The sequence below is a fragment of the Enterobacter sp. R-25 genome (genome assembly GCF_049913205.1).
Taxonomy (GTDB): Bacteria; Pseudomonadota; Gammaproteobacteria; order Enterobacterales; family Enterobacteriaceae; genus Enterobacter; species Enterobacter ludwigii.
The window spans coordinates 3129614-3143997 of the sequence record NZ_CP183982.1 but is presented as its reverse complement, the minus strand read 5'-3'; the positions used below and the strand labels follow the sequence as shown (position 1 = coordinate 3143997).

Here is a 14384-nt window from a genome sequence, read left to right as displayed (position 1 = left end):
GTTTTTGATATTACCAAAAGGGGCATTATTAAGTAAGCACAAACCACGGCCTTTCAGGTAAACTTGTTCATCTAAGGTCTTATTCACAAGAACAAAGGAGTCGGGATGAGTTCTCAATCCCAGGCCAAATCACCGGAAGCCTTAAGAGCAATGGTCGCCGGGACGCTGGCTAACTTTCAGCATCCAACCCTGAAGCACAATCTCACCACGCTGAAAGCGTTACACCATGTCGCATGGCTGGACGATACGCTGCACATCGAGCTGCAGATGCCCTTCGTCTGGACCAGCGCGTTTGACGCGCTGAAAGAGCAAACCAGCTCTGAGCTGTTGCGCATTACCGGCGCGAAAGCCATTGACTGGAAGCTGACCCACAGCATCGCCACCCTCAAGCGTGTGAAAAACCACCCGGGCGTTAACGGCGTGAAAAACATCATTGCCGTCAGTTCAGGCAAGGGTGGGGTGGGTAAATCCTCCACGGCGGTAAACCTGGCGCTCGCGCTGGCAGCCGAAGGGGCGAAGGTCGGTATTCTGGACGCCGATATTTACGGACCGTCTGTGCCTAACATGCTGGGTGCGGAAAACCAGCGCCCAACCTCGCCGGATGGCACGCACATGGCGCCGATCATGGCCCACGGTCTGGCAACCAACTCCATTGGTTATCTGGTGACAGACGATAACGCCATGGTGTGGCGTGGTCCGATGGCCAGCAAAGCGCTGATGCAGATGCTGCAGGAGACAATGTGGCCCGATCTGGATTATCTGGTGCTGGATATGCCGCCGGGCACCGGTGACATTCAGCTGACACTGGCGCAAAACATTCCGGTCACGGGAGCGGTCGTGGTGACCACCCCGCAGGACATTGCGCTGATCGACGCCAAAAAAGGCATCGTGATGTTCGAGAAAGTGGACGTGCCGGTGCTGGGTATTGTCGAGAACATGAGCATGCATATCTGCAGCAACTGCGGACACCATGAGCCTATCTTTGGCACCGGTGGGGCAGAAAAACTGGCTGCGCAGTATCACACCCAGCTGCTTGGGCAGATGCCGCTGCACATCTCGCTGCGTGAAGATCTGGACAGCGGGAAGCCGACGGTTGTCAGCCGTCCGGACAGCGAATTTGCAGAGATGTATCGACAGCTGGCGGGGCGCGTTGCGGCGCAGCTTTACTGGCAGGGCGAAGTCATCCCGAGTGAAATTGCGTTTCGCGCGGTGTGAGTGCTTTAGTCTGAATTGCCGGGCGGCGTTTACGCCTGACCCGGCCTACGGAGATAACGTGTTGTAGGCCGGCTCAGCGAAGCGTCACCCGCGTTTAACGCTGTACGTAATGCATTAAAAAGTACTCGCCTTCCGGCGAGTCACCCTTCGCTTCAATATGCCAGCCGTGGCGCTGGTAAAAGGCAACAGCCCTGTCATTCTTTACCAAACACTTCAGCGAACCCGTACTGGTGAACGCGTTTTGCACTTGTTCAAGGAGCAAATGACCGACGCCCAGACCTTGATACTGCGGATCGACAAACAGATTGTGCAGGAAATTGTCGTTCGTCCACACCGACGCAAAACCCAGTCGATGCCCGTCCTGAACGGCCACCCAAATCACTTCGTCGCGGGTTGCCGCGTCAAAGTCTTCAAGCTGCCACTCGGAACCGTCCAGCCATGGCCAGGCCTCGCGCCGTGCGTGGAGATAGAGTGTTCGCAAAAAGGGGCGATCGCTCTCCTGCCAGGGCCGGATTAAAATGTCATTAGCGGTGATAGAAGATATCTCCATTGTAGGCTTTGTAGATTTTGCCATCTGCATCGCCAATCAGGACGTAGTTCTCGCCCATATAGGTCCAGTGGGTACCCGCATCCGGGGCCGGCAGGTTACGCAGCTGGTACTGTTTAATGGTGTACTCAGGCGTTTGATACTGCGCCGGTGCGGTGTCGCCAATCTTGAATTTGGTGAAATCAGCGATGAACTCTTGTTCCTCATAGGCTTTAATGCCTGATGGCGCAGCGGCGGTTTGCGGGGCAGAAAACGCGGAACCCGCCAGAGACAGTAATACACCCAGAAGCAGCAATTTACGCTTAGCCATTTTTTCTCCAGTGATATCGTTACAGATACTTTCGTCTGCGGGTTCATGGAACGCGAGGCAGACGGTCCATTTTAAGTACCAAAGCATGGTGTGTTTGAAAAAAAATGTAACAAAAGTGGACGGTTTTGTGTAGTCGTAATGACGCGTGCAGTATCACTACGGTCAATATCTCACGAATTTGATATTTCCAATATTTATTATTCCATTAATCAATTCTGAAAATACCTTCTCACTTCGCAAATGGACTGTTCAACGCATGCTTTCCCACGTAAGAACATTTAATATCGCCTCCGTATGACATCAATCTCTTTCCATTTTTTTTCAAAAGAATGGGAACGATTTTGCTTTTTTATCGCCAGGAAGGGAAACGTTGTCTGTTTTTTGTAATACGTCTGCTAAAACAATAACCCGTTGAAAATTTTAATGTAAATGAATTTATTTTTTATCTGTTTAACAACAAACACAACAATAAAAGAACTTTTTATATAAATGAAAAATACAACGCTATTTTCACTTTTATTTCTTTCAGTCGGCCAGTTAACTGGTTGCGTATTTTCGCCAGGTCAGGATCTCAGCATTACCGGGAAAAAAGTCATGACTGACGGAGAAGCGAATTATCAGCTCGATCAACACGTGGAAATTTATCCCCTGACCCCGGCGCTCATTGAAAGATTGCGACCGCCTGTCCTCAAATCTCAGGCAAATCCTACTCTGGATGAGCAGGTTAAAAACTGGGAATACCGCATAGGCACCGGCGACATCCTGACGGTCACCGTCTGGGATCATCCGGAATTAACCACGCCCGCAGGGCAGTATCGTACCGCGAGTGACGCGGGTAACTGGGTGAATGCGGATGGAACGCTCTTCTACCCCTACGTCGGAAAACTGCATGTTGCAGGCAAAACGGTCGCGCAGGTGCGTGAAGCAATCACCGCGCAACTGGAGAAGGTTATTGAGAGCCCGCAGGTGGATGTCAGCGTGGCGTCTTTCCGCTCACAAAAAGCCTATGTGACAGGAGAGGTGGCAAAATCAGGCCAGCAACCGATAACCAATATCCCGTTGACGGTAATGGACGCGGTCAACGCCGCAGGTGGGCTTTCAGCTGATGCCGACTGGCGTAACGTGGTCCTCACGCATAATGGCCAGGACGCGCGCCTTTCGCTCTATGCGCTGATGCAGCACGGTGATTTAAGCCAGAATAAGCTGCTGTATCCGGGCGATATCCTCTTTGTTCCGCGTAACGATGCCTTAAAAGTGTTCGTGATGGGCGAGGTGGTGAAGCAGAGCACGTTGAAGATGGATCGTAGCGGAATGACCCTGGCGGAAGCCCTGGGGAATGCAGGCGGGCTGGATCAGAATATGGCCGATGCAACCGGGATTTTTGTTATTCGCTCGGTAGCGAAAAAAGGGGCGACGGACAAAATTGCCAATATCTATCAGCTCAATGCGAAGGATGCCTCCGCGATGGTACTGGGGACGGAATTCCAGCTTGAACCGTATGACATTGTCTACGTCACCACCGCGCCGTTGTCACGCTGGAATCGCGTGATCACACAGCTGGTACCCACCATCAGCGGTGTCCATGACCTGACCGAAACCGTCCGCTTCATCCGTTCATGGCCGCAATAATGTTCAACTCAATCTTAGTGGTTTGCACCGGCAATATTTGCCGTTCGCCGATGGGGGAGCGGCTGTTGCGACAACAGCTGCCCGGCAGACTCGTGACATCGGCTGGGATTTACGGATTTGAAGGACGCCCGGCGGATGCAACTGCACGGGAGGTGGCCCGGTGTTACGGCGTTTCGCTGGAGGGGCACGTGGCACGCAAGATGACGCGCAGCATGTTGCAAACCTCCGATTTGATTCTGGTGATGGAGCCGGAGCACCTGCGTTTTATTGCCGCTGTGTCGCCCGAATGTCGCGGAAAATCGTTGCTGTTTGGCCAATGGCTGGAAAACAGGGACATTCCCGATCCTTACCGCAAAAGTCGTGAAGCGTTTGAATATGTTTTCGGGCAGCTGGTAAAAGCCAGTCAGGAATGGGCTCGTCGTGTGGGTCAAAAAGGAATGAAGCGTTAATGTCTTCTCATACATCAGACAAATACGGTGCTGCCGCACCGCACAGTAATGAAATCGATCTTATGCAGCTACTTGCTGAGATGATTGATCACCGCATGCTAATCGGGCTGGTCACGCTCCTGTTTACGGTGTGCGCGGGGCTCTACGCGTTTAGCGCCACGCCGGTCTACCAGGCGGATGCCCTGGTACAAATAGAAGCAAAGCAGGACAACTCGTTGCTTAAAAGCTTAAGCCAGTTTGGGTCTGACCTTTCACCCGACGCTGAACCTGAACTGTTGCTGCTTAAATCGCGCATGATCCTGGGGGGAACCGTTGATAATCTGGGGCTGACATATCAGGTAAAACAGCGCGTTCTCCCGGTTGTGGGGCGCCTCTGGGAACGTCTACGCGGCAGCAAACCGGGCAACATGACGATAGGTGAGCTTACCCTGCCCCAGCAGGAGGGGAAACCGCAAGCGGTTGTCCTGACCGTGCTGGGGCAGGGCCGGTATCGTCTGGAAGGGGAGACGCTTAAGGCTGACGGTAGGGTTGGCAAACGGCTGGTGAAAGACGGGATCACGCTTCTGGTGACCTCGCTCAGCGCGGAGCCGGGGACCCAATTTACCCTTCAAGCCTTTACCAGGCTTGAGGCAATTAACGCGCTGCAGAAGAGACTTTTTGTCGCGGAATCCGGTAAACAGAGCGGTATGATCACCCTGACGCTGACGGGTGAAGACCCGGACAGGATAGCGGTGGTGCTCAATACGATTGCAGAAAATTATCTCAGCCAGAATATTGCGCGCCAGGAGGCACAGGATTCCCGAAGTCTGGCGTTTTTGCAGGAGCAGTTACCTAAGGTCCGTCACGAACTGGATGAGGCCGAAGCACGACTGAATGCCTATCGGGCGCAGCGCGATTCCGTCGACTTATCCCTTGAGGCGAAGTCCGTACTGGATCAGGTCGTTAACGTGGAAAATCAGCTCAACGAACTGACCTTTCGTGAGGCAGAGGTTTCTCAGCTTTTCAAAAAGGATCACCCGACCTATCGCGCATTACGGGAGAAGCGACAAACGCTCGAAGAGGGACGCGCGCGCCTGAACAGCCGGGTTTCATCTATGCCTTCTACCCAGCAGGAAGTGTTGCGCCTGAGCCGTGATGTCGAGTCCGGGCGTACCATTTACCTGCAGCTGCTGACACGCCAACAGGAACTGAACATTTCACGCTCCAGCGCCATCGGCAACGTGCGGATCATTGATACCGCGGTTACGCAACCTGAGCCAATAAAGCCCCGTAAAGCGCTTATTATTCTGCCTGGTGTGCTGCTAGGGCTGATGGTCTCCATGGGTTGGGTGTTGGTTCGTACTGCCTGTCGGCGAGGGATCACCTCGTCAGAGCAAATAGAAGAGCAGGGGATGCCGGTTCTGGCGACGCTGCCGCGCTCGGTCTGGCTGTGGAAAAAAACGCATTTGCGCCGAAAGCACTTTTTGGCGCCCCACGGGAAACACAAAACTTCGGATATCCCCTTCCTGCCCACAGACCGGCCAGCGGATATGTTTGTTGAAGCGATGCGCGGACTGCGTACCAGCCTGCACTTCACGATGATGGACGCCTCAAACCAGATCGTGGTGATTACGGGCCCCACGCAGAATTGCGGCAAAACGCTGGTCAGCACGTCACTGGCATCAATAGCGGCTCAGGCCGGAAAACGGGTGCTCTTTATCGATGCGGATATGCGTAAAGGCTATGTGCATAATCTCTTTAAGCTGAACAACCATCACGGATTATCCGCTGTCCTTGAGGGAAATGTGGCGTGGCAGGAGGCGATCCAGCGCGTTGATAAGGCGGGATTTGATGTTCTGACCTGCGGTCCTCAGCCGTTACGTCCCGCGGAGCTGCTCATGGGAGAACGCTTCCAGGAGGTGATGTCGGGGATGAACGCACACTATGACGTTGTTATCGTTGATACACCGCCGGTGCTGGCCGTGACCGATGCGGTGCTGATTGCCAGAGTGGCCGCAACCACGTTACTGGTTGCCCGCTTTGGTAAAACCAACGTGAAAGAGACGGAAAACTGTGTAAAGCGTCTGCAGCAGATGGGTGTGCAGGTGAACGGTGCCATTCTCAATGATATCGTGAAATCTGCGGCGCTGTATTACAGCGCGGGGTATAGCCATTTCGACTACGGCTATACCCCGAAGGAAAAGCGGCGTGAGGGTTAGTGCTTCACCAGCGTGGCGAAGTAATACACCAGGGGAATGGCGAGGATCCAAAGATCGACGGGGATATCGCGCCATTTCCCGGCTATCGCTTTGATAACGATATAAAACAGCAGCCCGCCCGCAATACCGGTCCCGAAACTGTTGGCAATCAGCGTAATCATCACCATCATCAACACCGGCAAGCCGTCGGTGAAGTTCGCCAGATCAACCTTACGTAAACCGCTAAACATATTCAGCCCGATGAGGATCAGGGCGGGCGCCGTGGCTTCTTTCGGGATCATCAGCGCCACAGGGGTAAACAGCAGCATCAGCAGGAACATTACCGCCGCGGCCAGCGCGGTCATGCCGGTTTTGCCGCCGGCTTCCGCGGCTGCGGACGATTCAATCAGCGCCGTGGCGGCAGGAATGCCTACCCACGGGCCAATCGCGGCGGCAATAGAGTCCACCATAAACGGGCGGTTAATGTTTGGCATATTGCCTTCTTCATCCAGCAGCCCTGCTTCCCCGCCCACCGCCAGCGTTGTTCCCATGGTGGAGAAAAACTCGGAGGCGAAGAAGACAAACAGGAACGGCAGAAAGGCAATATTCAGCGCGCCCAGCATATCGACATGCCCGAGGACGGGAGCGATGGAGTGGGGCACATCGATAAAACTGGCGGGTAATTTCGTGACGCCCATCGGAATACCCACGAGGGTCGCGAGCAGGATAGCCCACAGGATCGCACCCGGAATACGACGAGCCTGCAGGCCGATAGCCAGGAACAGGCCGAGTAACGCCACCAGTGCACCGGGTGATAAAAAATCTCCCAGCATCAGTGCGTTCGTTTTGGCATTCGCCAGCACCAGCCCGGCGTTGCGGAAACCGAGTACGGCGACAAACAGCCCGATGGAGGCCGTCAGCCCCAGCTTGATGGACTGTGGCACCGAGCGGGTCACCACTTCACGCAGGCCAAACCGGGTCAGCAGAAAGAATAAAATCCCCGACCAGCAGGCGATACCCAGACCAATTTGCCAGCCAATGCCTTCACTGCCCGCAAGCGTCACTCCGACCAGCACCGAGCCACCAATTCCTGGCCCGACGATAAACGGCAGGTTGGCGTAAAAAGCCATCAGCAGCGTCCCGGCAACGAAGACCAGAATGGTGCCCGTGGTCGCGGCGCCTTTGTCCATTCCTCCCACGGCCAGCAGCCCCGGGATCACCACCAGCAAATAGGCGGCGGCGAGAAAACCGGTGATACCCGCCAGGCACTCGGTGCGCACGGTGCTCCCGCGTGCACGGAGTGCAAAACGACGTTCAAGCCAGCGCCCTGGTGCTGGCGAATTAACGGTATTGTCGGCCATTATCCGGCTCTCCTTCGGTATTATTGTGTGTTGTCCGGGGTTTCCCGGTAAGAAATCAGCGGATCGACAATCTGGCGCGTGCTGCCATCGGTCAGTCCAAGATCGGTCAAATGTGGCCCGGCATTACAGGCAAGGCAGGTTCCTTCGATGGCCTTAAAGACCCGATACGGCGGTTCCCAGTCGGCAATCAGACTGCTGCGATCGCGCAGCGTCCTGAACTGCAGCGCCAGCTCGGCAGGTGGCAGTTCCGACAGCATGCCCGCAATCGGCATGGCAACGTGGGCAATCACGTCACCCTGTTGCGCCAGCGCCATGCCACCACCGCTGTTGATAAGCGTATTGGCAGCCAGCGCCATATCGTTCGGATCGCGGCCCATAACCACCAGGTTGTGAGAGTCGTGCGAGTAGCTGGTGGCAATCGCCCCACGCAGTTCCCCCCAGCCTTCAAGCAGGGCAATTTGCGGTTTTGCTGCATGACGGGCATGGCGATGCTGAACCCAGATCAGGCTAAAACCGTCCGGGATCTGCACGCACCCGTTGCGCACCTGCACATCTGTTTCACCCCAGCGGGTAAAGCGCGCGCCGCAGATGTGGCGCAAGCGAGCCACGCCATGGTTCGCGTTGCCAATGCGCATGCAAAAATCATCAGCGGTCAGGGCAGACAACCGTACGGTATCACGCGGCAACGTAAGAGGCGTATCAGCAACAGGTTCGAGCGTTGCCCCGTCCCGGGCAATCAGCTTTCCGGCGACGTAGACCTGGCGCGCCGTCAGTTTATCCAGCGAGTCAAACACCACCAGATCCGCGCGACGCCCGGCGGCAATCAGCCCCAGGTCGTTACGCTGCAGGCGAATGGCCGCATTGAGCGTTGCAAAACGCAGTGCGTCGGTGGCCGCTAATCCATGTTCAATCAGCAGGTTCAGCAGCGCGATGATCCCGCCTTTTTCCATGAGGATGTCTGGCGGAACATCATCGGTACAAACCGTGATGTGAGACGAAAGATGGGGGAGCGTTTTCAGGGCGCTGACAATATCGGGCAGCAGATAAGGGTGCGAACCGCGGATCTCCAGCGTCAGCCCGGCACGCAGTTTTTCCAGCGCATCGTCAGCCGACGTTAACTCATGGTCAGAAGTCACGCCTGCTGCCAGATAAGCCTGTAAATCCGCACCGCTGAGACCGCGGGCATGGCCTTCAATCAGCTTTCCGCTGTCGAGCCCGGCCTGCATAATTTCAAGCATACGCTGGCTGCCATTAAGCACCCCGTGCATGTCCATCACTTCAGCCACACCGCGCACTTCCGGCCAGCCAAGCAGGGTGTTCATCTCGTCTCCGGCAAAATCCGCCCCGGACATTTCCAGGCCGGGCGTTGAGGGCACGCTTGAAGGCGCGGCGACCATCACCTGCAGCGGCAGATTGCGGCTGGCCTCAATGGCAAAACGGACGCCGTCAATGCCCAGCACGTTGGCCAGTTCATGCGGATCCCAGAAGACCGCCGTGGTGCCCTGTGCAAGCACAATCTCCGCGTAGCGGGCGGGCATAAGATGGGAGCTTTCAAGGTGGACGTGGGTATCCATCAGCCCAGGCGACAGAAACTGGTTGTTCAGCGCGTGGGTCTCATGCGCGTCGTTGCGGCTGCCGCGCGGATGGACACTGGCAATCAGTGATCCCACGATACCAACATCCGCTTCGCGGATCTCACCGGTGACCATATCCACAATACGGGTATCGGTGAGCAGCAGGTCAAAGGGCATTTCGCCTCGAACAGCCTGAACGGCGCGGCGTCGGGTTTCAGCAGTCATGCAATTAACAGTTCCAGCATCAAAATAATGACGCTACTCTATGCACACGGCAAACGTTTGCCCAGCTGATAAAACTTATCGCCCGATAACCCCGGGTTATTCTGTGACGCGTGTAATGGATAATCATGACGGAACCCTGGCAGCGCTTGCCCGCGCTCTCTCTTCGACAGCTACAGTATTTTGTCACTCTGGCGCAGCTGCGTCATTTTACTGATACCGCCAGCAAACTGGCTATCAGCCAGCCGGCGCTCAGCAGTGCGTTGCGGCAAATCGAGACGGTGCTTGGGGGCAAACTGGTTAACCGGACCGCCTCGGCCGTGACGTTGACGGAGCTTGGCAATGCCATCCTGCCGCACGCGCAGCGGGTGCTCAGCGTGGCGCAGCTTGCGTTTGACGACATGCAGCACATTGTTCAGGCGGGCGGCGAAGGAACGGTGCGTATCGGGCTGATCCCTTCCGTGAGTTCGCTGCTGTTCCCCTTGTTGCCCCGGACGCTCGCGCAGGCTTTTCCCCGCCTCAGGGTGGAATTTCACGATCAAACCAACGATGCGCTGGTGGCTCAGCTGCTGAAAGGGCAGATTGATTTCGGCATTGGTGCGCTCGATAACTCGGTTCCCGACCAGTTGAACGTGTTTCCCTTACAGGATGACCCGTTTGTCGCGGTCATTCACATCGACGATCCGCTGGCCGCGTCGGCGCACCTGCCCTGGAAGCAACTGGCAGGGCGGGATATCGCCGTGTTCTCAAAAGGCAATATTCAGCGTCTGGTTGCGGCGCTCGCGGAAAGCCACCGTTTGTCGTTGCCGACACGCTATCAGGTGGACTACATCGAAACGTTGTATGGTCTGGTGCGCTCGAAACTCGCCGTGGCGATTTTACCGCAGCTCTATACCACGCACCTCCAGGACCCGCAGCTCAGGGTGGTACATCTTCAACAACCGGCCCTGGCCCGCACGGTGGCGTTAATGCGTGCCCCGCAGCCGCTTCCTCCGCTTATCGAATCCTGCTTTACGCTGATGGCCGACACGTTGCGAACGAAATGACCCGACACTTCTTTACAGCGTGATGACGCATTGCTCGCTAAGATGACCGTCGATTCATCAAGAGGTCACAATGGAAAACCGCACATTCAGTCGACTGCGCCGCTGGGCGCGGGAAGGGATCATCTTCTTTCTGCTCGCGCTGGCCGTCATGTGGGGCGTGGATCAATACCGCAAGCCCACACTCCCCGCCAGCTTTAGCGCTGCACCGATGCACAGCATCGACGGAAAGATCCACGATATAACGGCACTCAGCCAGGAACGCCCGCTGCTGATATACGTATGGGCAACCTGGTGCAGCATCTGCCGGTTTACGACGCCCTCGGTCAATACGCTGGCAGAACAGGGTGGCAACGTCGTGAGTATCGCCATGCGTTCCGGCGACGATGCAAAGCTGGCGCGCTGGGTCGATAAGAAACAGCTGGTCATGCCGGTGGTCAACGATGCCAACGGTGCGCTGTCACAGGCGTGGCAGGTGAGCGTAACACCGACGCTGGTGATCGTGTCGAAGGGGAAAGTGGTCAGTACTACTACGGGGTGGACAAGTTACTGGGGAATGAAGCTCAGACTGTGGTGGGCAGGGCTGTAAAGAGAGCCCCTCTTCCGGCGGAAGAGGGGCTGGATATTACTTCGCCAGAACTTCCTGTGCGGTACGCTCAACCAGCGACAGCAGGACTTTAATGTCCTCCAGGGTCACGGTTGGGTTCAGCAGAGTCAGCTTCAGGCAGGTGACGCCGTTATGCTCGGTCACGCCGACGTTAGCACGGCCGGATTCCAGCAGCGCATCACCAATTTTCTGGTTCAACAGGGCGATACCCGCGTCGTCCATCTGTACCTGTCCACGGAAGCGGAACAGTACGCTTGCCAGCTGCGGCTGCATAACCAGTTCCAGAGCAGGCTGCTCTTTCACGTAAGCCGCAACCTGCTGTGCCAGCGTAACACCGTGATCGATGATCGCCGCGTATTGTTCCTGACCCAGCGCTTCCAGGCTCATCCACAGCTTCAGCGCGTCGAAACGACGGGTCGTCTGCAGAGATTTGGACACCAGGTTAGGCACGCCAGCTTCTTCATCGAACTCAGAGTTCAGATAGGCCGCCTGATAGCGCATCAGCTCATAGTGGCGCGCTTCTTTGAGCAGGAACGCACCGCAGCTGATGGTCTGGAAGAACTGCTTGTGGAAGTCCAGAGTAACGGAATCCACCAGCTCGATACCGTCCAGGTAGTGACGATACTGCTCGGACATCAGCAGCGCGCCGCCCCAGGCCGCATCAACGTGTACCCAGATATTCTGTTTCGCCGCCAGTTCAGCAATGGCACGCAGCGGATCGATTGCACCTGCATCGGTAGTACCGGCAGTGGCAACAATCGCCAGGATCTGCTCGCCGTTAGCATTGCACTGCTCAATTTTCGCTGCCAGATCGTTGAGATCCATGCGCGAGAATTCATCCGTTTTCACCTGCACGACGGACTGGTAGCCCAGACCCATCAGCGCCATGTTCTTCTGCACGGAGAAGTGTGCGTTTTCAGAGCACAGCACGCGGATTTTACGCAGATCGCCAACCAGGCCGTCCTGCTGAACGGAATGACCCTGACGCGCGAAGAACGCATCACGGGCCAGCATCAGACCCATCAGGTTGCTCTGCGTGCCGCCGCTGGTAAACACACCGGCGTCGCCAGCCTGATAACCCACGCGGGTACGCAGCCATTCGATCAGCTTGATCTCAATGATGGTTGCGGACGGGCTTTGATCCCAGGAGTCCATGCTCTGGTTAGTGGCGTTAATCAGCACTTCCGCTGCCTGGCTAACCACCAGGCTTGGGCAGTGCAGGTGCGCCACACACTGCGGGTGATGAACGGACAGGCTGTCTTTCAGGAAGAACTCCACGGCGCGTTCAATCGCCGCTTCGTTGCCCAGCCCTTTCGGGTTGAAATCCAGCTTAATACGGTCGCGCAGTTCCGCGACCGTTTTGCCCTGATACATCTCAGGCTGTTTCAGCCACTGCATCACAGCCTGAGTGCTTTGTTCAATCGCCTGCTGGTAAGCTTCAATGCTCTGTGCAGAGGAGAACAAAATTGGGTTTGAATCTGACATCGTGTTCAACAACTCCGGTTACGCCGGGCGAACGCCCGCAGCAAGCAGCGCCTGCTCGAATTTATCCAGGAAGACTTTCAGCTCATCATCGCTGATCAGCAGGGAAGGCAGCAGACGCAGAACAATACCGTTGCGACCACCGCGCTCCAGAATCAGGCCGGCTTCGAAGCACTTCTTCTGAATCAGTGCAGACAGCTCGCCATCACCCGGGTAGCAACCCATGTGGTCTGCCGCTTCGTGTGGCTTAACGATCTCAATCCCGATCATCATGCCCAGGCCGCGAACGTGGCCGATAACCGGATAGCGGTTCGCCATTTCGTTCAGTTGGCCTTTCAGCCATTCGCCCTGTGCGGCCACTTTGCCCGCGATGTTCTGGTCTTTCAGGATTTTCAGCGTTGTCAGACCGGTTGCCATTGCCAGCTGGTTGCCGCGGAAGGTACCGGTGTGGTGGCCTGGTGCCCACGCATCGAACTGTTTTTTGATGCCGAGTACCGCCAGTGGCAGACCGCCGCCAACCGCTTTAGACATCACGATGATGTCTGGCTCAATGCCCGCGTGTTCGAAGGCGAAGAATTTACCGGTACGGGCAAAGCCAGCCTGAACTTCGTCGAGGATCAGCAGAATGCCGTGTTCCTGAGTCACTTTACGGATGCGCTGCAGCCACTCAACCGGAGCCGGGTTCACGCCGCCTTCACCCTGAACGGCTTCAAGGATCACTGCCGCAGGTTTACGCACGCCGCTTTCAACGTCGTTGATCAGGTTTTCGAAATAGTAGGTCAGCGCTTTCACACCCGCTTCACCGCCGATACCCAGTGGGCAACGGTACTGGTGTGGGTAAGGCATGAACTGCACTTCTGGCATCATACCGTTAACCGCTTCTTTCGGAGACAGGTTGCCGGTAACGGCCAGTGCGCCGTGAGTCATACCGTGGTAACCACCAGAGAAGCTGATGATACCGCTACGACCGGTCACTTTTTTCGCCAGTTTCAGCGCTGCTTCAACGGCATCAGCACCGGATGGACCGGTGAACTGCAGGCAGTACTCTTTGCCCTGACCAGGCAGCAGAGAGAGCAGATATTCTGAGAACGCGTCTTTCAGAGGCGTAGTCAGATCCAGAGTATGTAACGGCAAGCCGCTGGTAATGACATTTTGGATGCTTTTCAGCACATCAGGATGGTTATGTCCAAGCGCAAGGGTCCCTGCGCCTGCTAAACAGTCAAGGTATTCTTTATTGTCTGCATCGGTGATCCACACGCCTTCTGCTTTAGTGATTGCTAAAGGCAGTTTGCGCGGATAACTCCTGACGTTAGATTCAAACTCGGCCTGACGGGCCAGATAGGTTTCGTTGCTTTTGTGGGCATCTACGGTGTCAATACGGACTTTATCCGTCATCATATCACTCCTACAACCGCCGCTTCGTTATGAGCAACGATTGAATAAAAAGTTAAAAAACAGATGGGGGCCTGAAAAAAACGCCGCCAATATAGAGCCTTTTGTCACGAGGCTCAATGGTTAATTTGTTTACTGTTTTATGACATGCGGTACGGGGGAGGGAATATCCTCATTTTAAGAATAAAAATTGCGCTTTATGCCAAACAAAAACAGCCGGTTACGCGTATTTTGTCAGGACTGTAAAAAGAGAGAAAAGTGTGTGACAAATCGTGCCATTGAGGGACGTTAAGGGGGGCAGATAGCCCCTTTAAGCGCATTATCTCGACATTACCTGCAAAATACCGGGGTCACGACAGGTTGTTTTTATTCCCGG

Annotated in this window: 12 protein-coding genes; 6 read left to right on the top strand and 6 right to left on the bottom strand. The window is 55.7% G+C overall.

Annotated elements, in window-relative coordinates; all coding sequences use genetic code 11:
- Positions 1 to 105 precede the first annotated feature (105 nt).
- Complete coding sequence (gene apbC, locus ACN9MQ_RS15025) at positions 106 to 1215, top strand: iron-sulfur cluster carrier protein ApbC (RefSeq protein WP_020883218.1); 1110 nt, start codon at positions 106 to 108, stop codon at positions 1213 to 1215.
- Positions 1216 to 1309: 94 nt separating this feature from the next.
- On the opposite strand, the gene ACN9MQ_RS15020 is transcribed toward apbC, so the two are convergent.
- Together ACN9MQ_RS15020 and ACN9MQ_RS15015 are read right to left on the bottom strand one after the other, a co-directional pair.
- On the bottom strand, positions 1310 to 1765 hold the full coding sequence (locus tag ACN9MQ_RS15020) for a GNAT family N-acetyltransferase (RefSeq protein ID WP_014170875.1): 456 nt from the start codon (positions 1763 to 1765) through the stop codon (positions 1310 to 1312).
- Entirely contained in the window at positions 1740 to 2072 is a 333-nt protein-coding gene (locus ACN9MQ_RS15015; protein ID WP_008500887.1) for an RcnB family protein, read from the bottom strand. Before ACN9MQ_RS15015 ends, ACN9MQ_RS15020 begins: the two co-directional genes overlap by 26 nt.
- Positions 2073 to 2561: 489 nt before the next feature.
- Here ACN9MQ_RS15015 and ACN9MQ_RS15010 point away from each other — a divergent pair, with 489 nt between their 5' ends.
- From ACN9MQ_RS15010 to ACN9MQ_RS15000, 3 genes are read left to right on the top strand one after another with little or no spacing between them, the layout of a single operon-like run.
- The gene (locus tag ACN9MQ_RS15010) at positions 2562 to 3701 is read left to right on the top strand and encodes a polysaccharide export protein (RefSeq protein ID WP_426021381.1); all 1140 of its coding nucleotides are present in this window, start codon (positions 2562 to 2564) and stop codon (positions 3699 to 3701) included.
- On the top strand, positions 3701 to 4150 hold the full coding sequence (locus ACN9MQ_RS15005) for a protein-tyrosine-phosphatase (RefSeq protein ID WP_020883220.1): 450 nt from the start codon (positions 3701 to 3703) through the stop codon (positions 4148 to 4150). The genes ACN9MQ_RS15010 and ACN9MQ_RS15005 overlap by 1 nt, the downstream gene beginning before the upstream one ends.
- Positions 4150 to 6348: a polysaccharide biosynthesis tyrosine autokinase gene (locus tag ACN9MQ_RS15000; protein WP_068794807.1), complete on the top strand. Its 2199-nt coding sequence runs from the start codon at positions 4150 to 4152 to the stop codon at positions 6346 to 6348. The genes ACN9MQ_RS15005 and ACN9MQ_RS15000 overlap by 1 nt, the downstream gene beginning before the upstream one ends.
- On the opposite strand, the gene ACN9MQ_RS14995 is transcribed toward ACN9MQ_RS15000, so the two are convergent.
- Positions 6345 to 7688, bottom strand: a complete 1344-nt coding sequence (locus ACN9MQ_RS14995) for an NCS2 family permease (protein ID WP_426021382.1) — start codon at positions 7686 to 7688, stop codon at positions 6345 to 6347. The genes ACN9MQ_RS15000 and ACN9MQ_RS14995 overlap by 4 nt on opposite strands.
- A gap of 20 nt (positions 7689 to 7708) precedes the next feature.
- Positions 7709 to 9487 (bottom strand): adenine deaminase, encoded by a 1779-nt coding sequence (locus ACN9MQ_RS14990; protein WP_426021383.1) that lies wholly within the window; start codon positions 9485 to 9487, stop codon positions 7709 to 7711.
- A 122-nt stretch (positions 9488 to 9609) separates the two neighbouring features.
- On the opposite strand from ACN9MQ_RS14990, the gene ACN9MQ_RS14985 reads away from it, so the two are divergent.
- Positions 9610 to 10530 (top strand): LysR family transcriptional regulator, encoded by a 921-nt coding sequence (locus tag ACN9MQ_RS14985; RefSeq protein WP_190320316.1) that lies wholly within the window; start codon positions 9610 to 9612, stop codon positions 10528 to 10530.
- A gap of 70 nt (positions 10531 to 10600) precedes the next feature.
- Positions 10601 to 11116 (top strand): protein disulfide oxidoreductase, encoded by a 516-nt coding sequence (locus ACN9MQ_RS14980; RefSeq protein WP_063924748.1) that lies wholly within the window; start codon positions 10601 to 10603, stop codon positions 11114 to 11116.
- A 36-nt stretch (positions 11117 to 11152) separates the two neighbouring features.
- Here the strand turns inward: ACN9MQ_RS14980 and ACN9MQ_RS14975 are convergent, their stop codons facing one another.
- Together ACN9MQ_RS14975 and ACN9MQ_RS14970 are read right to left on the bottom strand one after the other, a co-directional pair.
- Positions 11153 to 12619, bottom strand: a complete 1467-nt coding sequence (locus ACN9MQ_RS14975) for a pyridoxal phosphate-dependent decarboxylase family protein (RefSeq protein ID WP_025203662.1) — start codon at positions 12617 to 12619, stop codon at positions 11153 to 11155.
- 18 nt (positions 12620 to 12637) lie between these two features.
- Complete coding sequence (locus ACN9MQ_RS14970; RefSeq protein WP_426021384.1) at positions 12638 to 14014, bottom strand: diaminobutyrate--2-oxoglutarate transaminase; 1377 nt, start codon at positions 14012 to 14014, stop codon at positions 12638 to 12640.
- Positions 14015 to 14384 lie beyond the last annotated feature (370 nt).